The sequence below is a fragment of the Pseudomonas sp. Mn2068 genome (genome assembly GCF_049319725.1).
GTDB classification, from domain to species: Bacteria; Pseudomonadota; Gammaproteobacteria; order Pseudomonadales; family Pseudomonadaceae; genus Aquipseudomonas; species Aquipseudomonas gingeri.
The window spans coordinates 41,006-64,499 of sequence record NZ_JBMOUG010000018.1 but is presented as its reverse complement, the minus strand read 5'-3'; the positions used below and the strand labels follow the sequence as shown (position 1 = coordinate 64,499).

Annotated in this window: 18 protein-coding genes; 7 read left to right on the top strand and 11 right to left on the bottom strand. The window is 63.7% G+C overall.

Annotated features, from left to right (window positions below; genetic code table 11):
* Positions 1-9: 9 nt before the first annotated feature.
* Positions 10-939 (top strand): LysR family transcriptional regulator, encoded by a 930-nt coding sequence (locus ACL9RJ_RS29010; RefSeq protein ID WP_017128725.1) that lies wholly within the window; start codon positions 10-12, stop codon positions 937-939.
* A 232-nt stretch (positions 940-1,171) separates the two neighbouring features.
* On the opposite strand, the gene ACL9RJ_RS29005 is transcribed toward ACL9RJ_RS29010, so the two are convergent.
* From ACL9RJ_RS29005 to bioB, 10 genes are all read right to left on the bottom strand, one after another.
* Positions 1,172-2,950: an acyl-CoA dehydrogenase C-terminal domain-containing protein gene (locus tag ACL9RJ_RS29005; protein ID WP_178989588.1), complete on the bottom strand. Its 1,779-nt coding sequence runs from the start codon at positions 2,948-2,950 to the stop codon at positions 1,172-1,174.
* A 280-nt stretch (positions 2,951-3,230) separates the two neighbouring features.
* Positions 3,231-5,027, bottom strand: a complete 1,797-nt coding sequence (locus ACL9RJ_RS29000; RefSeq protein ID WP_422765881.1) for an acyl-CoA dehydrogenase C-terminal domain-containing protein — start codon at positions 5,025-5,027, stop codon at positions 3,231-3,233.
* A 90-nt stretch (positions 5,028-5,117) separates the two neighbouring features.
* Positions 5,118-6,413, bottom strand: coding sequence for a GGDEF domain-containing protein (locus ACL9RJ_RS28995; RefSeq protein ID WP_177107709.1), 1,296 nt, complete (start codon positions 6,411-6,413; stop codon positions 5,118-5,120).
* Between the two features lie 247 nt (positions 6,414-6,660).
* On the bottom strand, positions 6,661-8,466 hold the full coding sequence (locus ACL9RJ_RS28990; RefSeq protein WP_103032643.1) for a phenylacyl-CoA dehydrogenase: 1,806 nt from the start codon (positions 8,464-8,466) through the stop codon (positions 6,661-6,663).
* 433 nt (positions 8,467-8,899) lie between these two features.
* Positions 8,900-9,193, bottom strand: a complete 294-nt coding sequence (locus ACL9RJ_RS28985) for a pyrroloquinoline quinone biosynthesis protein PqqE (protein ID WP_177117691.1) — start codon at positions 9,191-9,193, stop codon at positions 8,900-8,902.
* Positions 9,194-9,300: 107 nt separating this feature from the next.
* Positions 9,301-9,981: a dethiobiotin synthase gene (gene bioD, locus ACL9RJ_RS28980; protein WP_017128731.1), complete on the bottom strand. Its 681-nt coding sequence runs from the start codon at positions 9,979-9,981 to the stop codon at positions 9,301-9,303.
* Positions 9,978-10,790, bottom strand: a complete 813-nt coding sequence (gene bioC / locus ACL9RJ_RS28975; protein ID WP_017128732.1) for a malonyl-ACP O-methyltransferase BioC — start codon at positions 10,788-10,790, stop codon at positions 9,978-9,980. Before bioC ends, bioD begins: the two co-directional genes overlap by 4 nt.
* A complete protein-coding gene (locus ACL9RJ_RS28970; protein ID WP_017128733.1) occupies positions 10,783-11,514 on the bottom strand; it encodes an alpha/beta fold hydrolase in 732 nt (243 codons plus the stop codon). Before ACL9RJ_RS28970 ends, bioC begins: the two co-directional genes overlap by 8 nt.
* The gene (gene bioF / locus ACL9RJ_RS28965) at positions 11,507-12,697 is read right to left on the bottom strand and encodes an 8-amino-7-oxononanoate synthase (RefSeq protein WP_422765880.1); all 1,191 of its coding nucleotides are present in this window, start codon (positions 12,695-12,697) and stop codon (positions 11,507-11,509) included. Before bioF ends, ACL9RJ_RS28970 begins: the two co-directional genes overlap by 8 nt.
* Positions 12,698-12,859: 162 nt before the next feature.
* Positions 12,860-13,915: a biotin synthase BioB gene (gene bioB / locus ACL9RJ_RS28960; RefSeq protein ID WP_017128735.1), complete on the bottom strand. Its 1,056-nt coding sequence runs from the start codon at positions 13,913-13,915 to the stop codon at positions 12,860-12,862.
* 92 nt (positions 13,916-14,007) lie between these two features.
* Here bioB and ACL9RJ_RS28955 point away from each other — a divergent pair, with 92 nt between their 5' ends.
* The 5 genes from ACL9RJ_RS28955 to rarD all read left to right on the top strand — a co-directional run bounded on the left by ACL9RJ_RS28955 (position 14,008) and on the right by rarD (position 20,140).
* Positions 14,008-14,745 carry a ComF family protein gene (locus ACL9RJ_RS28955; protein ID WP_177084668.1) on the top strand — a complete coding sequence of 246 codons (738 nt, stop codon included), beginning with the start codon at positions 14,008-14,010 and terminating at the stop codon, positions 14,743-14,745.
* A gap of 199 nt (positions 14,746-14,944) precedes the next feature.
* Positions 14,945-15,709 carry a TOBE domain-containing protein gene (locus ACL9RJ_RS28950; RefSeq protein WP_017128737.1) on the top strand — a complete coding sequence of 255 codons (765 nt, stop codon included), beginning with the start codon at positions 14,945-14,947 and terminating at the stop codon, positions 15,707-15,709.
* Between the two features lie 157 nt (positions 15,710-15,866).
* Entirely contained in the window at positions 15,867-17,768 is a 1,902-nt protein-coding gene (locus tag ACL9RJ_RS28945; RefSeq protein ID WP_017128738.1) for a PhoX family protein, read from the top strand.
* 292 nt (positions 17,769-18,060) lie between these two features.
* Complete coding sequence (locus ACL9RJ_RS28940; protein WP_017128739.1) at positions 18,061-19,035, top strand: serine/threonine protein kinase; 975 nt, start codon at positions 18,061-18,063, stop codon at positions 19,033-19,035.
* A 217-nt stretch (positions 19,036-19,252) separates the two neighbouring features.
* Complete coding sequence (rarD, locus tag ACL9RJ_RS28935) at positions 19,253-20,140, top strand: EamA family transporter RarD (RefSeq protein WP_017128740.1); 888 nt, start codon at positions 19,253-19,255, stop codon at positions 20,138-20,140.
* Between the two features lie 216 nt (positions 20,141-20,356).
* On the opposite strand, the gene ACL9RJ_RS28930 is transcribed toward rarD, so the two are convergent.
* The gene (locus ACL9RJ_RS28930) at positions 20,357-20,875 is read right to left on the bottom strand and encodes a glycine cleavage system protein R (RefSeq protein ID WP_017128741.1); all 519 of its coding nucleotides are present in this window, start codon (positions 20,873-20,875) and stop codon (positions 20,357-20,359) included.
* Between the two features lie 422 nt (positions 20,876-21,297).
* On the opposite strand from ACL9RJ_RS28930, the gene ACL9RJ_RS28925 reads away from it, so the two are divergent.
* A complete protein-coding gene (locus ACL9RJ_RS28925) occupies positions 21,298-23,475 on the top strand; it encodes a malate synthase G (protein ID WP_422765879.1) in 2,178 nt (725 codons plus the stop codon).
* Positions 23,476-23,494 lie beyond the last annotated feature (19 nt).

Here is a 23,494-nt window from a genome sequence, read left to right as displayed (position 1 = left end):
GTACAGCTTATGGATTTCAAGCAACTGCGTTATTTCGTCGCGGTGTATGAAGAGGGCCATGTCGGACGCGCCGCCGAACGACTGTCAATCTCCCAGCCGGCCCTGTCGCAACAGATACGCCATCTGGAACACCACCTGGATGTCAGCCTGTTCGAACGCAGCAGCAAGCGCCTGTTGCCCACCCTGGCGGCCCATACCCTGTACAACCACGCCTTGCCGTTGCTGGACGGCATGCAACGCGCCCGCGATGCCTTGCGCAACTTCCAGGGCCAGGCCCTGCGGACCATCGCCATCGGCGTGTTGCAGACCGTGCATACCAGCCTGGTGCCGCAGATGCTCGAACGGGTGCGCAAGGCCCAGCCCCACCTGGTGGTGCAGATCTACGAATTGACCGGCATGGAGATCGAACGGCGCCTGTTGAACGGCTCGCTGGATATCGGCATCAGTTATCTGCCACCGCGCCAGCCGGGGCTGCACGGCCTGCCGTTGTACGAAGACGAACTGCAACTGGTCATCCCCGCCGACCACCCGTTGCGTGAATTCAAGAAAGTCTCCGTCAGCCAGGCAGCGGAACTGCCCATGCTGTTACTCGGCGAAGAGTTCCAGATCCGGCAGATCTGGCAGGCGCAACTGTCCAACCTGGGTCGTCGGCCGCAGGTGCAGGCGGAATTGAACACGATGGCGGGGATTCTCGACAGCCTGCCGCACACCCGCCTGGCGACCGTCCTGCCCGGCCGCTCGCGGGACGAACACGACGATCAGGCACTGCTCTGGAAACCGCTGACCGAGCCACGGGTGCCGCTGAAAGTCGGCCTGGTCTGCCGGGATGTACAACGACAGCAAGCGACGCTGGGGCTGCTGCGCAATTTGCTGGAGGACGTGACGCACGGCCCGGGCGGGCACCTGCCGGGGACGGCGGGGCTCGAAGGCCTGGGCTGAGGAAAACTTTTTCGCGCGCAAAAGAAAACCCCGCCGAAGCGGGGCTTTGCAGACTGTTTCCCTGACATCCATTTCTCTCCACCATCCTGGCGGAATCCTACGTGTCCCTGTTGTTGCTTTTGAGCTTCCTGCTCGACGTCCTTGATTTGTAGGTTAACCCTGGATCCAATCCGGCGATATGGGTAAACAGCAGCACGTTATGTAAGCAAATGCTTACGCGAAAAACGCAGCATCAGAACTGCTCGGCATCCAGTAGGAAGAGCGATTCGCTGCCCGCTTTCACCGAGGCGGTCAGCGAGTGAATACGCGGCAACAGGCGTGCGAAATAGAACCGCGCAGTGCCCATTTTGCTCGCGTAGAACGCCTCCTGTTTCTCCTTGCCCGAGGCTGCCTTGGCCATCAGCGCCCACATGTAGGCATAGGCGGTATAGCCAAAGGCTTGCAGGTATTCGACTGATGCCGCACCGATCTCGTCCGGGTTGGTCCTGGAGCGATCCAGTACCCAGGCCGTCAGTTCGTCGAGGTTATCCACCGCCGCCGCGAGGGGCTGGGTGAACTCGTTCAGGTCGGCGCTCGCCGTGTCGATGAAATGGCGTATTTCCTCGGCAAACAGCCGGTAGTAGGCACCACCGCTGCCGACGATCTTGCGCCCCACCAAGTCCAGGGCCTGGATACCGTTGGTGCCCTCGTAGATCTGGGTGATGCGCACATCACGCACCAGTTGCTCCTGGCCCCACTCGCGGATATAGCCGTGACCGCCAAAGATCTGCTGGCCGTGCACCGTGGTTTCCAGGCCCAGGTCGGTCAGGAACGCCTTGGCCACCGGGGTCAGCAAGGCCACCAGTTCATCGGCACGCTTGCGGGTCGCCGCGTCTTCGCTGAACTTGGCGGTGTCCAGTTGCATCGCCACATAGGTGGAGAACGCCCGGCCGCCTTCGTTCGCCGCCTTCATGGTCAACAACATGCGGCGTACATCAGGATGGACGATGATCGGGTCGGCCACTTTATCCTTGGCCTTGGGCCCGGTCGGCGAACGGCTTTGCAGGCGATCGCGGGCATACTCGACGGCGTTCTGGTACGAACGCTCACCCGAGGCCAGGCCCTGGATGCCGACGCCCAGGCGTTCGTAGTTCATCATGGTGAACATCGCGGCCAGGCCCTTGTTCGGCTCGCCGATCAGATAGCCCACGGCATCGTCGAAGTTCATCACGCAGGTGGCGGAAGCCTGGATGCCCATCTTGTGCTCGATGGAGCCGCAGTTCGCCGGGTTGCGCGCACCGAGGCTGCCATCGGCATTGACCAGGAACTTCGGCACCAGGAACAGCGAGATGCCTTTCGGACCGGCCGGCGCGTCCGGCAGCTTGGCCAGGACCAGGTGAATGATGTTTTCGGTCAGGTCATGCTCACCGCCGGTGATGAAGATCTTGGTGCCGCTGACCTTGTATGAACCGTCGGCCTGCGGTTCGGCCTTGGTACGGATGATCCCCAGGTCGGTGCCGGCATGGGGTTCGGTCAGGCACATCGACCCGGCCCAGACACCGGCATACATGTTCGGCAGGTAGGCCGCCTTGAGCTCTTCGCTGGCGTGGGTGTTGATCGACACGCAGGCGCCGGCCGTCAGCATCGGGTACAGGCCGAAGGCGAGGCTGGAGGAGTTGATCATTTCCTCGACCTGGGCCGAAACGGCCTTGGGCATGCCCATGCCACCGAAGGCCGGATCGCCGCCGACACCCACCCAGCCGCCTTCGGCATAGGTCTGGTAGGCCTGGGGGAAACCGGCGGGCGTGGTGACCGCGCCGTTGTCCCAGCGGCAGCCTTCTTCGTCGCCACTGCGGCTCAGCGGTGCAATGCTCTTGGCGGTGACCTTGCCGGCTTCTTCGAGAATCGCCTCGACGGTTTCCGCGTCCACGCTCTCGGCCAGGGCAGGCAGTTGGGCCCAGAGATTGGCGACCTCGAAAACTTCATTGAGGACGAAGCGCATATCGCGCAGGGGCGCTTTGTAGTCAGCCATGGCAAACCTCGCAAGATCTAAAACGATACGGCCGCGCAGGGCCGATTTCCGAAGGTTTGAGTGTACCCGAACAACTTTTGCGACACATAGGGTCGGGATGTGACGTTTTTGTTATTTTTGGTCACTGGCAAGCCCTGAGGGTAGGCGGCGCCTGTTCTGGCGCCTTCGCGGGCAAGCCCGGCTCCTACAAGGCAGGAGCCGATTTTGGATGTCGTGCACAAGCGCAAACCTGTAGGAGCCGGGCTTGCCCGCGAAGAGGCCCTCAAGGCCAGCAACCCGACTACAGGGCAAACACCTGCGCCGGTAAACGCATCAGGCACTCGCTCCCCGCCTCCACCGCCGCCCGATGAGCGGCAGTGCGTGGCAGCAACCGCTTGAAGTAGAACTCGCAGGTCGCCAGCTTGCCCTGGCAATACTCCGCGTCGCCGCTACCGTCCTCCAGTTGTGCCTGGGCCACCAGCGCCATGCGCAGCCACAGGTAGGAGAGGATGATGTAGCCGCTGTACATCAGGTAATCCAGGGCCGCCGCGCCCACTTCGTCGGGGTTCTTCATGGCGGCCATGCCGACCTGCATCGTCAGGTCGCCCCATTGCCGGTTCAGTTCATCGAGTTGTGCCACATAGGCCTTGAGCTGGGGATGCCCGGCATTCGTCGCGCAGAACTTGTGCACGATCCGGGTGAAGCCGCGCAGCAGCTTGCCCTGGCTGCCGAGCACCTTGCGTCCCAGCAGGTCGAGCGCCTGGATGCCATTGGTGCCTTCGTAGATCGGCGCAATCCGGCAATCGCGCACCAGTTGCTCCATGCCCCATTCGCGAATGAAACCGTGGCCGCCAAATACCTGCATGCCGTGGTTGGTCACCTCCAGCCCGGTCTCGGTCATGAAGGCCTTGCAGATCGGCGTGAGGAACGCCAGCAGGTCCTCGGCTTCCTGGCGCTGTTCGGCCTGCGCGCCGAGGTGGGCGATGTCGAGCCACTGCGCGGTGAAATAGGTCAGCGCCCGGTTACCCTCGTTGAAGGCCTTCATGGTCAGCAGCATGCGTCGTACATCGGGGTGCACGATGATCGGATCAGCCACCTTGTCGGGGGCTTTCGGTCCGCTCAAGGCACGCATCTGCAAGCGGTCGTTGGCATATTTCACCGCGCCCTGGAAGCTTGCTTCCCCAAGGCACAGGCCCTGCATCCCGGTACCGAGGCGCGCATGGTTCATCATGGTGAACATGCAGTTGAGCCCCTTGTTCGCCTCACCGATGAGGAAGCCCTGCGCTTCATCGAAGTTCAGCACGCAGGTGGCCGAAGCCTTGATGCCCATCTTGTGTTCGATCGAGCCGCAGCTCACGCCGTTGCGCGGACCGGCATCACCCGCGGCATCCGGCAGGAACTTGGGCACGATGAACAGCGAGATGCCCTTGGTGCCCGCCGGCGCATCCGGCAGCTTGGCCAGTACCAGGTGCACGATGTTCTCGCTCATGTCGTGCTCGCCGGCGGAGATGAAGATCTTGCTCCCGGACAACGCATAACTGCCATCAGCCCGAGGCACGGCGCGGGTCTTGATCAACCCCAGGTCGGTGCCGCAATGGGCTTCGGTCAGGCACATGGTGCCGGTCCAGACGCCCGCCGTGAGCTTGCTCAGGTAAGTGTCTTTCTGCTCATCGGTGCCATGGGCATGGATCGCCGACATGGCGCCGTGGGTCAGTCCGGGGTACATGCCCCAGGACGTGTTGCTGGAGCCGATCATCTCGCTGATCACCAGCCCCAGCGAATGCGGCAGGCCCTGGCCGCCGTACCGTGGATCGGCGGCCAGCCCATGCCAGCCACCTTCGACGTACTGGGCAAAGGCCTGCTTGAATCCCTGCGGCGTCGTCACCACGCCATTGTCGAAGTGACAGCCCTCTTCGTCGCCGGAGCGATTCAGCGGCGCGAGCACCTGTTCACAAAACTTCGCGCCTTCCTCGAGGATGGCCCCGACCATGTCGGGGCTGGCATCGCTGGCACCCAGGCGGTCGTAATGGGCGTGGAAATCGAAAACATGGTCGAGCAGAAAGCGCATGTCGCGTAGCGGGGCTTTGTATTCAGGCATGGTCGTTTCTCCGGCAGCAGATCACTCAACCTACTGCCGTGTCCCGCCCCCGGACAATCACAGTCCAGTCGCTGAATGCGCCGCCATAACTCAGCCGACAGCTTCGCCCGTGCGTACCGCGCCACGGCGCGAGGTCTGCCCGGCGGCCATCACACAGTTGCGTCCGGCGCCCTTGGCGGCGTAGAGCGCCTGGTCGGCGGACTTGAGCACTTCTTCCGGGGTGCGCTGGTCCTGCTGGCGCTCGGCGACGCCGATACTGACCGTCACCGAGACGCTCGACGCCGCGCTGCCGGCCCGGCGCTGGCGGCCTTGCTGGTCATCCTGCGGGCGATTCTCCGGATTGCGCAGATGGATGTTGTAGTTGGCGATGACTTCACGAATCACCTCCAGGTGCGGCAGGCATTCCTCCAGGCTCTTGCCGGCGAATACCACCGCGAACTCCTCGCCCCCGTAACGGTAGGCGCGGCCACCGCCGCTGACCTTCGCCAGCTTGCTAGCCACCAGGCGCAGCACCTGGTCACCAACGTCATGGCCGTGGGTGTCGTTGAATTTCTTGAAGTGGTCGACGTCGGTCATCGCCAGCACATAGTTACGCCCCAGGCGTTGCATCCGCTCGTTGAGCGCACGGCGTCCCGGCAGGCCGGTCAGCTCGTCGCGGAACGCCATCTGATAGGCCTCGTGGGCCACCGCCGCGGCGATCATCAGCATCACCTGGCTGCACATGATGTTCAGGGTGAACGGCAGGATAAAGGTCATGGGCAACATCCAGAACAGCCCCAGGAGGCCGATCAACTGGGCCGCATGCAAGGGCCGCGGACTGCGCCAGTACTGCACCGCCAGCAGCAGGAACGCCCCCAGGAAGACCGGGTAGGACAACTGGATCAGGCTCATCCAGGCGCCGTGCAACGCGGGCCAGCGGATCTCCGCCAGCCAGCCGAGCAGCGCATCCGGATAGCTTTGCTCCAGCCCCAGGGCGACGCTGCCCACCGCCAGCAGCACGGCAAAACGCGCCACCATGTCCTGGAACAGGTGCGTGCGCTCCTGCCAGGCACCGAACACACCGAACAGCAGCGGCAGCAGCAGGCAGACCAGGTGGAAAACCACCGCGGCGTCTTCGCGGACCTTGCCGTGGTCGCGGTAGTAATCGGCCTGCGTCGACAGCAGGAAGTAGGCGATATACACCGTGAGCATCAGAAACAGTTCGCGCTGGCGCCGGTACACCGCGCAATAGGCCCCGCCCAGCAACAGCACCAGGGTCGGCAGGACGTTGAACAGCGAGGTGAAGAAAACGTTGAGGTCCTTGACGTAGGCAGCCGCCAGCCCCGCAAGCAACAACAGTAAAGAGGGTAGGAAATGACTGAAATGTACAGCGGAAGAACGCGGCAAGGGTAAAGCTCCGACCGGCTGAATCAAGAGGTGGCATTGTGCCTTTATTTGTGCGAGTAAAGCACAAGGAATGTGACATGGATCACGAATGCTCTCTCTTTAACGGCAGGAAACGGCTTCTTCTTAGTGTTTTGCTCAGGAATATTTGTTGTCGCAAGCGACACCGTCGCGGTACTGGAAAAGCGCCCATGAAAAAGCCGCTTCCCCCGGAGGAGAAGCGGCTTGTCAGAGGTCAACCCGGCGGGAATCAGTAGCCCAGGCTGAAGTTCTCTTCCTTCATGTCCATCAGGTTGTTGGCACCCGACAGCATGGTTGCAACGTGGGCCCGGGTACGCGGCAGGATGCGCTGGAAGTAGAAGCGCGCGGTCTGCAGCTTGGCGGTGTAGAAACCTTCCTCGGTGGTGCCGGCGGCCAGTTTCTCGGCAGCCAGGCGCGCCATGTCGGCCCAGAAGTAGGCCAGGCAGGCGTAACCGGAGTACATCAGGTAGTCCACCGAAGCGGCACCGACTTCTTCACGATCCTTCATCGCGGCCATGCCCACTTTCATGGTCAGCTCGCCCCACTCCTTGTTCAACGCGGCCAGCGGAGCGACGAACTCGCTGACGGCCTCGTTGCCTTCGTTGTTCTGGCAGAACTTGTGGACGATCTTGGTGAAGCCCTTCAGCGCTTCGCCCTGGGTCATCAGCACCTTGCGACCCAGCAGGTCGAGGGCCTGGATACCGGTGGTGCCTTCGTACAGCATCGAAATACGGCTGTCGCGAACGTTCTGCTCCATGCCCCACTCGGCGATGAAGCCGTGGCCGCCGTAGATCTGCACGCCGTGGTTGGCGGCCTCGAAGCCGACTTCGGTCATGAACGCCTTGGCGATCGGCGTCATGAACGCCAGCAGCGCGTCAGCCTTCTTCTTCTCTTCTTCATCCTGGCCGTACTTGACGATGTCGACCTGCTTGGCGGTGAAGTAGACCATCGCCCGGTTACCTTCGGCGAAGGCCTTCATGGTCAGCAGCATGCGACGCACGTCAGGGTGCACGATGATCGGGTCGGCGGCCTTGTCCGGCGCTTTCGGACCGGTCAGGGAACGCATCTGCAGACGCTCGCGAGCGTACTTCAGGCCACCCTGGAAACCGATCTCGGCGTGGGACAGGCCTTGCAGCGCGGTACCCAGGCGAGCGGTGTTCATGAAGGTGAACATGCAGTTCAGGCCCTTGTTCGGCGGGCCGATCAGGAAGCCGGTGGCCGCGTCGAAGTTCATCACGCAGGTGGCGTTGCCGTGGATGCCCATCTTGTGTTCGATGGAGCCGCAGGAAACCGCATTGCGCTCACCGACCGAACCGTCGGCGTTCGGCAGGAACTTGGGCACGATGAACAGCGAGATACCCTTGGTGCCGGCCGGTGCATCCGGCAGGCGTGCCAGGACGATATGGACGATGTTGTCGGCCATGTCGTGTTCACCGGCCGAAATGAAGATCTTGGTGCCGCTGACCTTGTAGGAACCGTCGGCCTGAGGCTCGGCCTTGGTGCGCAGCATGCCCAGGTCGGTGCCGCAGTGCGGTTCGGTCAGGCACATGGTGCCGGTCCACTCGCCGGATACCAGCTTGGTCAGGTAGGCCTCTTGCTGCTCGGGCGTACCGTGCTCGGAAATGGTGTTCATCGCGCCATGGGACAGGCCCGGGTACATGCCCCACGACCAGTTGGCCGCGCCGACCATTTCGCTCACTGCCAGGCCCAGGGACTCAGGCAGGCCCTGGCCGCCGTGGGCCACGTCATGGGCCAGGCTCGGCCAGCCACCTTCGACGAACTGCTTGTAGGCTTCCTTGAAGCCGGTCGGCGTCTTCACGCCCGATTCGCTCCAGGTGCAGCCTTCGGTGTCACCAACGCGGTTCAGCGGAGCCAGGACCTGTTCACAAAACTTGGCGCCTTCCTCGAGGATGGCGTCAACCATGTCCGGGGTAGCGTCCTGGCAAGCCGGCAGGCTCTGATAGTGCGCTTCGTAGCCGAGCAGTTCGTCACGAACGAAGCGAATATCACGCAAGGGGGCCTTGTAGTCAGGCATAGCGATAAACCTCTGCTGATGAAACCTGGAATAAGCGACCGCGTCGATTTGCCACGCCGGTCAAACAGTTGTTTGAAACATACGTTTGCGCTCAAATCTTGTCAAGCATCGTTCATAAGCCATTCGTCATACATAAGGGACAGGCGCGCAGGAAAAGGCCTGCGGCCTGGAGCGCAACGGCTGGCGATAAGCTAAGAATAGTCGAGAGAAAAGCAGGCTTTGAGATCAGTGCATGGGACGCGGAGCGTCCAGAGAAACATTCCCACGGGGACCGTCGGAACGATCAGGTGAGAGGCAACGATCAGGTGAGAGGGAACAGCCAGGTGCGCAGGAACGCTCAGCGAGCGAGGAAACAGGGATCAACGGATTTTTGAGCGCTCCCACGTTCTGCCTGGGAATGCAGCCCGTGACGCTGCGCGTCACAGAGACAGGATCAGGCGTAGGTGTCGATCAGCGTACCCAGGGCCTTGTCGGCGGCCTTCTCGACCTTGGCACCCAGTTCGACCTGGAGCTTGCCCTGGGACATGTCGACCATGGTGCTCGACAGATCCTGCCGGCTACGGTCCACCGACAGCAGGCGCTCGACCTGGGCATCGGAAGACTGGCTCTTCACCGAACGTTCGACAGTGGTATTGGCGATCTGGCTGGCAGCCTGATCGACACGGTTCTGCCCAGACTGAATAGTGCTCAGACCGGCATAAAAAGCGGTATTTCCTGAGATTTCCATGGGCGAACTCGACTGTACGGAAAAGTAACAGTGCTCATTGAAGCAGACCTGCCGGAAAAAGGCCCGTCAAAAACACTAATGGCACAATGCCCCGTGATAGCCAAAACCTAGTCCAGCAGGTCCAGTTGCAGATGCGCCGCCACCGCTTCGGCCGTGGCCGCCTTGAGCTTCGGCACCCGTCCCAGGCACGGCGCGGGCAGGCGCTCCGCCAGCGTCGCGAGGTTTTCTTCCAGACGAGAGGTCTTCGGGTCGATGATATTGGCGACCCAGCCGGCCAGTTGCAGGCCATCACGGGCAATCGCCTCGGCGGTCAGCAAGGCATGGCTGATGCAGCCAAGGCGCACCCCGACCACCAGGATCACCGGCAGCCCCAGGCCCTGGGCCAGGTCCGACAGATTGGCCTGGTCCGCCAGGGGCACCCGCCAACCGCCGGCCCCCTCGATCAAGGTGAAGTCGGCATTTTTCGCCAGCACCTCACGCATCGGCCCCAGCAGCGATTGCACGGTCAAGGCGACGCCCGCCTCGCGCGCCGCCAGATGCGGAGCGATGGCCGGTTCGAAGGCCACCGGATTGACCTCGGCATAGGACAGCGGCACCGAGCACTCGGCCATCAATGCCAGGGCATCGGCGTTGCGCAGGCCCTTGGGCGTCACTTCGCAACCGGAGGCCACCGGCTTGCCGGCCGCCGTACTCAACCCGGCTACCCGCGCAGCGTGCAACAGGCCCGCGGCGATGGTGGTCTTGCCGACATCGGTATCCGTGCCGGTCACAAAATAGGCTGCACTCATAGCGGCTTCTCCAGCACGGCGTAGACCACCTGATAGGTCGCCGGCAAACCCTGTTCCTGGCGAAATTGCTCGTACGCGTTCATCAGCCCGAGAATCCGTGCCCGGCCCGTCAGTCCGCCCGGCCGTCCGGGATTGAGGTTATGCGCGCCCAGGGCCTTGAGTTCATGGGTCAGGCTGCGCACATCCGGGTAATACAGGACCTGCGGCCGGCTTTCCAGGCTCAGCACCCGCAGGCCACTGGCCGCGCACAGGCGCTCATAGTCGGCGAATTCGCGGAAACGATTGACGTGGACCATGCCATCCACGGCCCGCCAGCTGTCGCGCAACTCCTGCAAGGTGCCGACACACAGGCTGGCAAAGGCCATCACGCCGCCTGGCTGCAGAACCCGTCGGGCCTCATCGAGCACTGCCGCGAAATCCGCGCACCATTGCACCGCCAGGCTGGAAAACACCAACGCGCAGCTCTGCGCCTGCAACGGCAACCGCTCCGCATCCCCGGCGATAAAGTGCCGGGCGCCCCCCAGGGGCCGGGCGTGCTCGAGCATGCCCTCGGCGATATCCAGCGCCAGCCCGCGCTCCTCACCGAATCGGGCACCCAGCGCGCGAGTGAAATACCCCGTGCCGCAGCCGACATCGAGCCAGCGCGACGGCTTCAGTGGCGCCGGCAAGCGCAGCAACAGTTCGTGTCCGACATCGCGTTGCAACTCGGCAACGCTGTCATAGCTGGCGGCTGCACGGGAAAACGAAGCCGCGACCTGACGCTTGTCGGGCAGGCCGCCCGGCAACGGTGGGTGGGAAAGATCAGTCATCACCGGACTCATGCAGAAAAGCCTGGATGGCCCCGGCCACTCCGTGGGGGTCCTCCAGAAGAAAGGCGTGGCCGGCCTGCTCGATCAGGCCGACTTCAACATCCGGCAACAGCGCCAGCAACGCAGCCGCGGCCTCGGCCGGGACCAGGCCATCGAGCCCGGCGAACAGATGCAACTGCGGTCCACGGTAGGCTTGCAGGGCCTCGCGGGTATCCAGTTGCGCCAGCACTTCCAGGCCGCTCAACAAGACCTGGGCAGCGCTGTTCGGCGCGCCACTCGACAGCAGACGCGACTGCCCACGCGGGTCCGCGCTGCCCTGGGCACACAGCAGGCTGAAGCGCTTGAGGGTGGCCTGGGGCTGCTCGCGGCAGCCGGCGAGGAACTGATCGAACGTCTCGTTGGCCATCGCGCTGGGCCAGCCGTCGCTGACGACGAAGCACGGGTTGCTCGCCAATGTCAGCAAGCCGCAGCAACGATCGCCACGACGCGCCGCCAGCTCCGAGGCGAGCATCCCCCCCAGGGACCAGCCGCCCAGCCAGGTATCCTCCGGCAGGGTCGCATCCAGTTCCTCGATCCATTGCCCCAGCTCACCGGAGTCCAGTTCCGGCAGCGGTTCGATTTCCACCCGCAGGCGCTCGTCCAGCCCGCGCAAGGCGGCCGCCAGCGGCTCCAGCGGTGAAACACCGAGGCCCCAACCGGGCAACAGGATCAGACGATCACGCATGGTGTGGCTCCAACGGCTCATGGGGACCCAGCAACCTGGAACATTCTGCCAATCCTTCTAACAATAGCCGCACCTGCGCTTCACTGTGGGCGGCGGACAAGGTCACCCGCAAACGTGCGCTGCCGGCGGGCACGGTCGGCGGACGAATCGCCGTGACCATCAGCCCGCGCTCGCGCAGCAACTGCGAGAAACGCAGCGCCCGTCCGGCATCGCCGATCAGGATCGGCTGGATCGGCGTGAAGCTGTCCATCAGTGCCAGGCCGATCTGCCGCGCGCCCTCGCGGAACTGGCGGATCAATGCATCCAAGTGTGCCCGCCGCCAGTGTTCGGTGCGCAGCAACTCCAGGCTTTTCAGGGTGGCGCAGGCCAGCGCCGGCGGCTGGCTGGTGGTATAGATATAGGGGCGGGCGAACTGGATCAGGCTCTCGATCAACTCTTCGCTGCCGGCGACAAACGCCCCCGCCGTGCCAAACGCCTTGCCCAGGGTGCCGACCAGCACCGGCACGTCCTCCTGGCTCAGGCCGAAGTGCTCGACGATCCCGCCACCGTTGGCGCCCAGCGGGCCGAAGCCATGGGCGTCATCGACCATCAGCCAGGCGCCCCTGGCCCGGGTCTCACGGGCCAGGGCCGGCAGGTCGGCGAGATCGCCGTCCATGCTGAACACCCCGTCGGTGACCACCAGCGTATTGCCGGTGGCCTTTTCCAGGCGCTTGGCGAGGCTCCCGGCGTCGTTGTGCAGATAGCGGTTGAAACGCGCGCCCGAGAGCAGCCCGGCGTCCAGCAGCGAGGCGTGGTTGAGACGGTCTTCCAGCACCGTGTCACCCTGCCCGACCAGCGCCGTGACCGTACCGAGGTTGGCCATGTAGCCGGTGGTGAACAACAGCGCGCGAGTCCGTCCGGTGAGGTCGGCGAGGGCTTCTTCCAGCGCATGGTGCGGGCCGCTGTGGCCGATCACCAGGTGCGACGCCCCGCCACCCACGCCCCAGCGCGCCGCGCCGGCCTGCCAGGCTTCGATCACCAGCGGGTGATTGGCCAGCCCCAGGTAGTCATTGTTGCAGAAAGCCAGCAGCCGCCGGCCATCGACCACTACGTCCGGCCCCTGGGGGCTGTCGAGCAGCGGTCGCTGGCGATAGAGGTTTTCGGCACGACGGGCAGCCAGGCGTGCAGAGAGATCGAAGGACATGGGCGCCTCGCAGATGCAATCTCAGGAACACAACATGACCTTGTGGGAGCCGGGCTTGCCCGCGAAGCTCTTGGCGACCTCAAGGACGCCTTCGCGGCGACGCGGCATGCCGACAAGCCGGCTCCCACAGGTTGTGTGTTCCCGCAGGAAGGACGGAGTGGATCAGACCGCAGCGTTATAGAACTGCTCGCTGCTCTTCTGCTCCACCAGCGCCTGCTCGATGGCCGCCTGGTGCACTTCGTCGGCGTGCTCTTCACGGGCTTCCGGCTGGATGCCCAGGCGGGCGAACAGTTGCATGTCCTTGTCGGCCTGCGGGTTGGCGGTGGTCAGCAGCTTGTCGCCGTAGAAAATCGAGTTCGCGCCGGCCAGGAATGCCAGGGCCTGCATCTGCTCGTTCATCGCCTCACGACCCGCCGACAGGCGCACGTGGGATTTAGGCATGAGGATCCGCGCCACCGCCAGCATGCGGATGAAATCGAACGGATCGACATCATCGGCGTTTTCCAGCGGCGTACCGGCGACCTTCACCAGCATGTTGATCGGCACCGACTCCGGGTGCTCCGGCAGGTTGGCCAGTTGGATCAGCAGCCCGGCGCGGTCATCGAGGGACTCGCCCATGCCGAGGATGCCGCCGGAGCAGATCTTCATGCCGGCATCACGCACGTAGGCCAGGGTCTGCAAGCGTTCGCCGTAGGTGCGGGTGGTGATGATGCTGCCGTAGAACTCCGGCGAGGTATCGAGGTTGTGGTTGTAGTAGTCGAGACCGGCCTCGGCCAGGGCGGCGGTCTGGTCCTGGTCGAGACGCCCCAGGGTCATGCACGTTTCCAGGCCCATGGCCTTCACGCCCTTGACCATCTGCAGCACGTAGGGCATGTCCTTGGCCGACGGATGTTTCCACGCCGCGCCCATGCAGAAACGGGTCGAACCGATGGCCTTGGCCCGTGCGGCTTCTTCCAGCACCTTCTGCACTTCCATCAGCTTTTCTTTTTCCAGCCCGGTGTTGTAGTGGCCGGACTGTGGACAGTACTTGCAGTCTTCCGGGCAGGCACCGGTCTTGATCGACAGCAGGGTCGACACTTGCACGCGATTGGCATCGAAGTGCGCGCGGTGCACGCTCTGGGCCTGGAACAGCAGGTCGTTGAACGGCTGGACAAACAGCGCCTTGACCTCGGCCAAAGACCAATCGTGACGCAAAGTGGCGGTGATGCTGGCGCTCATCGGCGGAGTTCCTTGTTTTATGCTGGGCAAGCGGCGGGGCAAGCAATACCCACAACCGCGACACGGATGCTCGGCATATTTAAGGAAGCGACATGGACTGTCAACCACATAACAAATCACAGGTTTACATTTGGTTAAAAAACAAACAGATCTGTTTATTATGCGATGAGCCCGGTGACAGCAGTCATCCACTCTGCACGCCCTGTGAAAGCGAACTGCCCTGGCTGCTGGACGGCTGCCAGACCTGCGCCCTGCCCCTGCCGATGTCCGGCCTGACCTGCGGCCACTGCCTGAAGCGGCCGCCCAGCTTCGAACAGGTGATCGCCCCCTGGACCTACCGCTTCCCGGTGGACAGCCTGATCACCCGCTTCAAGCACCAGAGCCAATGGCCGCTGGGACGCCTGCTCGCCGAGCTGCTGGCCGAGGCCCTGCGCGAGCGTTTCGACACCGGCCTGCCCCGCCCGGACCTGTTGCTGCCGGTACCCCTGGCGATCAGGCGCCAGCGCCAACGCGGCTACAACCAGGCGGCGATGCTGATGGACTGGCTGGGCCAAAGCCTGGAAATCCCCGTGGATGAACACCGTTTGCTGCGTATTCAGGACACGGTGGCGCAGCAGGACCTGGACGCCAGGGCACGCCGGCGCAACCTGCTGAACGCCTTTGCCCTGGCGCCCGGCGCCCGGGTCGAGGGCCTGCACCTGGCCCTGGTCGACGACGTGCTGACCACCGGCGCCACCGCCGAAAGCCTCGCCCGCCTGCTGCTCAAGGCCGGTGCCCGGCGCATCGACGTCTATTGCCTGGCGCGCACGCCGGCCCCACAAAGCCGCTAGTTGTGGGAGCTGGCTTGCCAGCGATGAGGCCCGTGAGCCTTGTATCGCCTGACCAGCCGCCATCGCCAGCAAGCCGGCTCCTACAAGGTTGTGACTACCTCATATGCAGCGCCGAAGCCCACATGTTGTGGGAGCTGGCTTGACGCCACCGACGCCGAAAGGCACCTTGCCTGGCACCTCTACCGTTCGAAGCTCGCCCATGTCCCTGCCCGTCCTGCTCACCCAACATATCGTCCGTCGCCCGCAGCGCATTGCCCTGCTGCAACATATCGCCGAGCAGGGTTCGATCACCCGCGCGGCGAAAAGCGCCGGCCTGAGCTATAAGGCGGCGTGGGACGCTATCGATGAACTGAACAACCTGGCGCAGAAGCCACTGGTGGAACGCAGTGTCGGCGGCAAGGGCGGTGGCGGGGCAAAGCTGTCGGCCGAGGGCGAGCGGGTATTGCGCCTGTACCAGCGCCTGCAAGTCATCCAGGCCCAGGTGCTGGAAGCCGCCGAGGACGCCAGTGACCTCGACCTGCTCGGGCGCCTGATGCTGCGTACCAGCGCCCGCAACCAACTGCATGGCACCGTGATCGCGATCGACGGCCACGGGCGCAATGACCTGATCCGCCTGGAACTGGCCGGCGGCCTGACCCTGCAGGCGCAGATCACCCACGACAGCACCCTCAGGCTGGAACTGGAAATCGGCACCCAGGTGGTCGCCCTGATCAAGGCCGGCTGGCTGGAATTGATCGCCTCGCAGGCCTCAGTAACACCTGGACACAATTGTCTCGGTGGTCTTGTCGAGGAAATTCTCGAGGACGAAAGCGGGCCTTCGGAGGTCAGGATCGCCCTGCCGAACGGACAAACTCTCTGCGCCCTGGCCGGGCCGGAACAGCTGGCCGCCCTCGGCCTCTCGGCGGGAAGCCCGGTGCAGACGCAGTTTGCGCCGTCCCTCGTATTGCTGGGTACACCGTTGTGACCTCATCGCCGGCAAGCCGGCTCCCACAACAGCCCCCCTGCCTCCGGTAGGAACCGGCCTGCCAGCGATCGATCCAGCAACACTCGCGACTTTTTCCTGCAACAAATCCGTCATCCCCCCTCACTAAGGTGACCGCTTAACCGCAGGGAGCCTGATGATGAAACTACTAGAAGAAAACCAATCCACCGACCTCGAGCAGATGGTCGGCCTCAGCCGCCGTGGCTTTATCAGTGCCGGTGCCCTGTGCGGCGCGGCGATGTTCCTCGGTGGCAACCTGCTGACCCGCAGCGTGATGGCCGCCAGCGTCAGCGCCGCCTCCGGCAAGCTGCTGGGCTTCGACAGCATTGCCGCCGCCACCAGCGACAGCCTGACCCTGCCGCCCGGCTATACCTCGTCGGTACTGATCAGCTGGGGCCAGCCCCTGGAGAAGAACGGCCCGGCCTTCGACCCCAGCGGTAACGGCACCGCCAAGGCCCAGGAAGTCCAGTTCGGCGACAACAACGACGGCATGAGCCTGTTCCCGTTCCCCGGCGACGACAACCGTGCGCTGATGGCGATCAACAACGAATACACCAACTACCGTTACCTCTACCCCCACGGCGGCCAGCCGAAATCCCTCGAAGACGTGCGCAAGGCCCAGGCCAGCGAAGGCGTCTCGGTGATCGAAGTGCGGCGCAAGGGCGAGCAATGGCAGTTCGTCCAGGGCTCCTCCTACAACCGACGCATCCACGGCAACACACCGATCAAGTTCGGCGGCCCGGCAGCCGGCCATCCCTGGCTACAGACCAAGGCCGACAAGCAGGGGCGCAAAGTCCTCGGCACCTTCCAGAACTGCGCCAACGGCAAGACGCCGTGGGGCACCTACCTGACCTGCGAAGAGAACTTCACCGACTGCTTCGGCAGCAGCAACGCCGAACAGAAATTCGATGCCGGGCAAAAACGCTATGGCGTGGTCGCCACCAGCAAGGAGATCAACTGGCACCTGCACGACCCGCGTTTCGACATGGCCCTGAACCCCAACGAACTCAACCGTCACGGCTGGGTGGTGGAGATCGATCCGTTCGACCCGCAGTCCACTCCGGTCAAGCGCACCGCCCTCGGTCGCTTCAAGCACGAGAACGCCGCCCTGGCCGAAACCCGTGACGGCCGCGCCGTGGTCTACATGGGCGACGATGAACGCGGCGAGTTCATCTACAAGTTCATCAGCCGCGACAAGATCAACCACAAGAATGCCAAGGCCAACCGCGACCTGCTGGATCACGGCACCTTGTACGTCGCCCGTTTCGACAATGGCGACGGCAACCCGGATCGGCCCAAGGGCGCGGGCGAATGGGTCGAGCTGACCTTCGGCAAGAACGGCATCGATGCCAACAGCGGCTTTGCCAGCCAGGCCGAAGTACTGATCCATGCCCGACTGGCCGCCAGCGTGGTCAAGGCCACGCGCATGGACCGTCCGGAGTGGATCGTCGTCAGCCCCATCGACGGCCAGGTCTACTGCACCCTGACCAACAACGCCAAGCGCGGCGAAGACGGCCAGCCGGTGGGCGGGCCGAACCCACGGGAGAAAAACGTCTACGGGCAGATCCTGCGCTGGCAGGCCGCGGGTAACGATCATGGTGCCCTGCGCTTTGACTGGGACCTGTTCGTGGTCGCCGGCAACCCCGGCGTGCATGCCGGCACCGCCAAGGGCGGCTCGTCGAACATCACCCCGCAGAACATGTTCAACAGCCCGGACGGCCTGGGTTTCGACAAGGCCGGTCGGCTGTGGATCCTCACGGACGGCGACTACAGCAACGCCGGCGACTTCGCCGGCATGGGCAACAACCAGATGCTTTGCGCCGACCCGGCGACCGGCGAAATCCGTCGCTTCATGGTCGGCCCGGTGGGTTGCGAAGTCACCGGCATCAGCTTCGCGCCGGACCAGAAGACCCTGTTCGTCGGCATCCAGCATCCGGGTGAAAACGGCGGTTCGACCTTCCCCGAGCATCTGCCGAACGGCAAGCCGCGCTCGTCGGTGATGGCGATCAGGCGGGAAGACGGCGGGATCGTCGGCGCCTGATAAACCGCTTTCGCGGGCAAGCCCGCTCCCACATGGGGGCTGTCGTTCACAGGAAATCCTTGCGACACAGCACCTGTGGGAGCGGACAAGGCCGTCCCCACATGGACGCTGTCGTTCACAGGAAAACCTTGCGACACAAGACCTGTGGGAGCGGGCTTGCCCGCGAAGAGGCCCGCCCAGCCACCCCATTTCCCAGCCCGCGACAGCGACTGGAACAGTCACCACACTTCATGGCCCCGGTGCGCTAACATGCTTGGCCGGACGCGGCAGCCTGCTGCGCGCAGGAGCCAGTATGTCCCACCCGTTTGAAACACTTACCCCCGACCTGGTGCTCGACGCCGTGGAAAGCATCGGCTTTCTCAGCGACGCCCGCGTACTCGCGCTCAACAGCTACGAAAACCGCGTCTATCAGGTGGGCATCGAAGATAGCGAACCACTGATCGCCAAGTTCTATCGGCCCCAGCGCTGGACCAACGAAGCCATTCTCGAAGAACACCGCTTCACCTTCGAACTGGCCGAGTGCGAAGTCCCCGTCGTCGCGCCGATGATCCACAACGGCGAAAGCCTGTTCGAGCACGCGGGCTTTCGCTTCACCCTGTTTCCCCGTCGCGGCGGTCGCGCCCCGGAGCCGGGTAATCTCGACCAGCTCTATCGCCTCGGCCAACTGCTCGGTCGCCTGCATGCCGTCGGCGCCACCCGTCCGTTCGAACACCGCGAAGCCCTCGGGGTGAAGAATTTCGGCCAGGACTCCCTGACTACCCTGCTCGAAGGCAACTTCATCCCGCGCAGCCTGCTGCCCGCCTACGAGTCGGTGGCCCGTGACCTGCTCAAGCGCGTGGAACAGGTCTACAAGGAAACCCCGCACCAGAACATCCGCATGCACGGCGACTGCCACCCCGGCAACATGATGTGCCGCGACGAGATGTTCCATATCGTCGACCTCGATGACTGCCGCATGGGCCCCGCCGTCCAGGACCTGTGGATGATGCTCGCCGGCGACCGCCAGGAATGCCTCGGCCAGCTCTCGGAACTGATGGACGGCTACAGCGAGTTCCACGACTTCAATCCCCGTGAGCTGGCGCTGATCGAACCCCTGCGCGCCTTGCGCCTGATGCACTACAGCGCCTGGCTGGCCCGCCGCTGGGACGACCCGGCGTTTCCCCACAGCTTCCCGTGGTTCGGCAGCGAACGTTACTGGGGCGACCAGGTGCTGGCCTTGCGCGAACAACTTTCCGCGCTGAATGAAGAACCTCTGAAATTATTCTGACGGTTGTGGCAGGATTTGCTGACAATGGCGTCTGAAAAGACGCCATCGCTGGCAAGCCAGCTCCCACAGTGGAGAGGTGACAGCCCGTTGCCCTCCAGCCGTTCCCGGAACCTGTAGGAGCTGGCTTGCCAGCGATAGGGCCCTCAGCCCCAACACACTCATCAACCCCCTGACATCCATAACGACAATCAGTCCGCAGCCCAAGAAAGGACTCTGCATGCAAGCCGCCAACCCGCGCCGCGGGTACATCCTTGGCCTCACCGCCTACATCATCTGGGGCCTGTTCCCGCTCTACTTCAAAGCCATCGCCAGCGTACCGGCCGTAGAAATCATCATCCACCGCGTGCTCTGGTCCGCGCTGTTCGGTGCCGCGCTGCTGGCCGTCTGGAAACACCCGGGCTGGTGGCGCGAGCTGCGGGAAAACCCGCGCCGCCTGGCGATCCTGGCCCTGAGCGGCACACTGATCGCCGCCAACTGGCTGACCTATGTCTGGTCGGTGAACAACGGGCGGATGCTCGAGGCCAGCCTCGGTTACTACATCAATCCGCTGATCAACGTCTTGCTGGGCATGTTGCTACTGGGTGAGCGCCTGCGCCGCCTGCAATGGATCGCGGTCGGCCTCGCGGCCATCGGTGTGGCGCAGCAGGTCTGGCAGGTCGGCAGCCTGCCATGGGTCTCGCTGGTGCTGGCGCTGACCTTCGGTTTCTACGGCCTGATCCGCAAGCAGGCGCCAGTCCAGGCCTTGCCCGGCCTGGTGGTGGAAACCTGGATGCTGGTGCCGATCGCCATCGCCTGGCTGCTGTTCCATCCCGCCGCTGGCACCGCGCAGGCCGATTTCTGGAGCAGTTCCCAGGCCTGGTGGCTGGTGGCCGCCGGCCCGGTCACGCTGATCCCGCTGGTGAGCTTCAACGCCGCCGCGCGCCACCTGCCCTACACCACCCTCGGCTTCCTCCAGTACCTGGCGCCGACCCTGGTGCTGTTGCAGGCCGTGTTGCTGTTCGACGAACATCTGTCGCCGGCCACGCTGCTGGCGTTCATCTTCATCTGGGCCGGCCTGGCGGTGTACAGCGTCGATATCTGGCTCAGCCTGCGCAAACGCAGCTGATCAAAAAACATACAGAAGCCTGAAAGGCACGGTTTCAAAGGGCCGCAGGCTTCCATCCCAAGGTTATCCACAAGCCGGTCCACGCCGTTTGTGCACAACCCCTTGAAACTGCTCGTTTTTTGCTCAAACCTCGGCAAGCCCCGGCCTACCTGGCCGGGCGCCGTGTCTCCCCAGGTTATCCACAGGCCCGTCCCCGGTTAACTTGGATAACCCGCCTCAACCTTCGCTGCGCAGCACCAGTTCCACCATCAGGTCATCCGCCAGGGTTTCCAGGCGTGCCTGCAAGGTATCCAGGGACAAGGTCAGCGGCACCGCCAGAATCGCCTCGGCATGGAACAAGGGTTCGCTGCTCATCGGGGCCGGGCGGACGTCCGTCACCAACCGCTCGAGGTTGACCCCCTGCTCGCTCAGCAACCGGGTTATATCGCGGACGATCCCCGGGCGGTCGTTGCCCACCAGCTCCATGGCGATGGGCTTCCAGGTACAGGACTGCTCGATGCCGGTTTCGGCGACCAGCACGCGGATGCCCTGGCCGGCGAGCGCCTGCAGGGCGTCGATCAGTTCATCATGGGCTTCGGCCGGCACCCCCACCCGCAGGATTCCGGCGAACTGCCCGGCCAGACGCGACATTCGGCTTTCCAGCCAGTTGCCGCCGTGCTCGGCGATGCACTGGGCGATCCGTTCCACCTGGCCGGCTTTATCCGGGGCGAATACTGTCAGTACGAGATGGTCCACGGGATAGCCCTCTTGTCGTTGATCGGTCCAGTATAGGCAAGGGGCCAGGGGAGCACCGTCCAGGGCGTCGGCGAGCCACAGAACAAATCGTGTACCATTTTCAGATTTATCTGGAACAATCCATGGATTTCTTGAGAACATTAACGGCTTCTGCGTGACCGGATAGAACTCATTGGTCGCAGAACGACGCATTTAGTCTGATTTTCACAACCGCAATCCATCATGTAGTATGCGCCAGCGCACACTACATAACGTTGGATGGATGTCTGCCCGAGTGTCTGTGAAACCACGGAAAGCCCCGCCGGCCAAGCTTGGCGAGGCTAGCCCAGCCGTCCGCAAGGGCATGTTCTGGTACTGTGTTCAGAGAAGCACGCAAGGCTTTAAACAGAAGAGCTGAATAGCTGAGCAGAGTGAGGCAAGCAATGACTGAACACGTTCAAGTCGGTGGCCTGCGGGTCGCCAAAGTCCTGTTCGACTTCGTGAACAACGAAGCCATTCCCGGTACCGGTCTGACCGCCGACCAGTTCTGGGCCGGTGCCGACAAGGTCATCCACGACCTGGCGCCGAAGAACCGAGCCCTACTCGCCAAACGCGATGATTTCCAGGCACGTATCGATGCCTGGCACCAGTCGAGAGCCAGCCAGGCTCACGATGCCGTGGCTTACAAAGCCTTCCTGCAAGACATTGGCTACCTGCTGCCAGAAGCGGCGGATTTCCAGGCCACTACCCAGAATGTCGACGACGAGATCGCCCGCACCGCCGGCCCGCAACTGGTGGTCCCGGTGATGAACGCGCGTTTCGCCCTCAACGCCTCGAACGCCCGCTGGGGCTCGCTGTATGACGCCCTGTACGGCACCGACGCCATCAGCGAAGCCGGCGGCGCGGAAAAGGGCAAGGGCTACAACAAGGTCCGCGGCGACAAGGTCATCGCCTTCGCCCGCGCCTTTCTCGATGAAGCCGCACCGCTGGCAGCCGGCTCCCATGTCGACTCCATCGGCTACAAGATCGTCGACCGCAAGCTCGTGGTCGCCCTCAAGGGCGGCAGCAACAGCGGCCTGCGCAACGATGCCCAACTGATCGGCTTCCATGGCGATGCCGCGGCACCCAGCGCGATCCTGCTGAAGAACAACGGCCTGCACTTCGAAATCCAGATCGACGCCAGCAGCCCGGTCGGCCAGACCGACGCCGCCGGCGTGAAAGACCTGCTGATGGAAGCGGCCCTGACCACCATCATGGACTGCGAAGACTCGGTCGCCGCGGTCGATGCCGATGACAAGGTGGTGATCTACCGCAACTGGCTCGGCCTGATGAAGGGCGACCTGGCGGAAGAAGTCGCCAAGGGCGGCACCACCTTCACCCGGACCATGAACGCCGACCGCACCTACACCGCCCTCGACGGCAGCGAACTGAGCCTGCACGGTCGCTCGCTGTTGTTCGTGCGCAACGTCGGTCACCTGATGACCATCGACGCGATCCTGGACAAGGACGGCAACGAAGTGCCCGAAGGCATCCTCGACGGCCTGGTCACCAGCCTCGCGGCGATCCACAGCCTCAACGGCAACAACGTGCGCAAGAACAGCCGTACCGGCTCGGTCTACATCGTCAAGCCGAAGATGCACGGTCCGGAGGAAGCGGCGTTCACCAACGAACTGTTCGGCCGCATCGAAGACGTCCTGAACCTGCCGCGCAATACCCTGAAAGTCGGGATCATGGACGAAGAGCGGCGCACCACGGTCAACCTGAAGGCCTGCATCAAGGCCGCCAGCGAGCGCGTGGTGTTCATCAACACCGGCTTCCTCGACCGTACCGGCGACGAGATCCACACTTCCATGGAAGCCGGTGCGATGGTGCGCAAGGCCGCCATGAAGGCGGAAAAATGGATCGGCGCCTACGAGAACTGGAACGTCGAGATCGGCCTGAGCACCGGCCTGCAGGGTCGCGCCCAGATCGGCAAGGGCATGTGGGCCATGCCCGACCTGATGGCGGCGATGCTCGAACAGAAAATCGCCCACCCGCTGGCCGGCGCCAACACCGCCTGGGTGCCGTCGCCGACCGCCGCTGCGCTGCACGCGCTGCATTATCACAAGGTCGACGTGTTCGCCCGCCAGGCCGAACTGGCCAAGCGTGCCCGTGCCTCGGTGGACGATATCCTGACCATCCCGCTGGCGGGCAACACCGACTGGTCGGCCGAAGAGATCCGCAACGAACTGGACAACAACGCCCAGGGCATCCTCGGTTACGTGGTGCGCTGGATCGACCAGGGCGTCGGCTGTTCGAAAGTGCCGGACATCAACGACATCGGGCTGATGGAAGACCGCGCGACCCTGCGCATTTCCAGCCAGCACATCGCCAACTGGTTACGCCATGGCATCGTCACCCGGGACCAGGTCATGGAAAGCCTCAAGCGCATGGCGCCGGTGGTTGACCGGCAGAACGCCGGCGACGCCCTATACCGTCCGCTGGCTCCGGACTTCGACAGCAATATCGCCTTCCAGGCGGCGGTCGAACTGGTGATCGAAGGCACCCGGCAGCCAAACGGTTACACCGAGCCGGTGCTGCATCGCCGTCGCCGCGAGTTCAAGGCCCGCAACGGCCTGTAATCAGGCGACACAACGGAAA

What these genes read in the sequence shown, in the direction of transcription:
- ACL9RJ_RS29000 (WP_422765881.1), bottom strand. Translation starts at nt 5,027, where the DNA reads ATGCCTGAATACAAAGCCCCGCTACGCGACATGCGCTTTCTGCTCGAC.
- ACL9RJ_RS29010 (WP_017128725.1), top strand. Translation starts at nt 10, where the DNA reads ATGGATTTCAAGCAACTGCGTTATTTCGTCGCGGTGTATGAAGAGGGC.
- ACL9RJ_RS28985 (WP_177117691.1), bottom strand. Translation starts at nt 9,193, where the DNA reads ATGGAAATCTCAGGAAATACCGCTTTTTATGCCGGTCTGAGCACTATT.
- ACL9RJ_RS28990 (WP_103032643.1), bottom strand. Translation starts at nt 8,466, where the DNA reads ATGCCTGACTACAAGGCCCCCTTGCGTGATATTCGCTTCGTTCGTGAC.
- ACL9RJ_RS29005 (WP_178989588.1), bottom strand. Translation starts at nt 2,950, where the DNA reads ATGGCTGACTACAAAGCGCCCCTGCGCGATATGCGCTTCGTCCTCAAT.
- ACL9RJ_RS28945 (WP_017128738.1), top strand. Translation starts at nt 15,867, where the DNA reads ATGAAACTACTAGAAGAAAACCAATCCACCGACCTCGAGCAGATGGTC.
- ACL9RJ_RS28940 (WP_017128739.1), top strand. Translation starts at nt 18,061, where the DNA reads ATGTCCCACCCGTTTGAAACACTTACCCCCGACCTGGTGCTCGACGCC.
- ACL9RJ_RS28955 (WP_177084668.1), top strand. Translation starts at nt 14,008, where the DNA reads ATGGACTGTCAACCACATAACAAATCACAGGTTTACATTTGGTTAAAA.
- bioB (WP_017128735.1), bottom strand. Translation starts at nt 13,915, where the DNA reads ATGAGCGCCAGCATCACCGCCACTTTGCGTCACGATTGGTCTTTGGCC.
- ACL9RJ_RS28925 (WP_422765879.1), top strand. Translation starts at nt 21,298, where the DNA reads ATGACTGAACACGTTCAAGTCGGTGGCCTGCGGGTCGCCAAAGTCCTG.
- bioF (WP_422765880.1), bottom strand. Translation starts at nt 12,697, where the DNA reads ATGTCCTTCGATCTCTCTGCACGCCTGGCTGCCCGTCGTGCCGAAAAC.
- ACL9RJ_RS28970 (WP_017128733.1), bottom strand. Translation starts at nt 11,514, where the DNA reads ATGCGTGATCGTCTGATCCTGTTGCCCGGTTGGGGCCTCGGTGTTTCA.
- ACL9RJ_RS28950 (WP_017128737.1), top strand. Translation starts at nt 14,945, where the DNA reads ATGTCCCTGCCCGTCCTGCTCACCCAACATATCGTCCGTCGCCCGCAG.
- bioC (WP_017128732.1), bottom strand. Translation starts at nt 10,790, where the DNA reads ATGACTGATCTTTCCCACCCACCGTTGCCGGGCGGCCTGCCCGACAAG.
- rarD (WP_017128740.1), top strand. Translation starts at nt 19,253, where the DNA reads ATGCAAGCCGCCAACCCGCGCCGCGGGTACATCCTTGGCCTCACCGCC.
- bioD (WP_017128731.1), bottom strand. Translation starts at nt 9,981, where the DNA reads ATGAGTGCAGCCTATTTTGTGACCGGCACGGATACCGATGTCGGCAAG.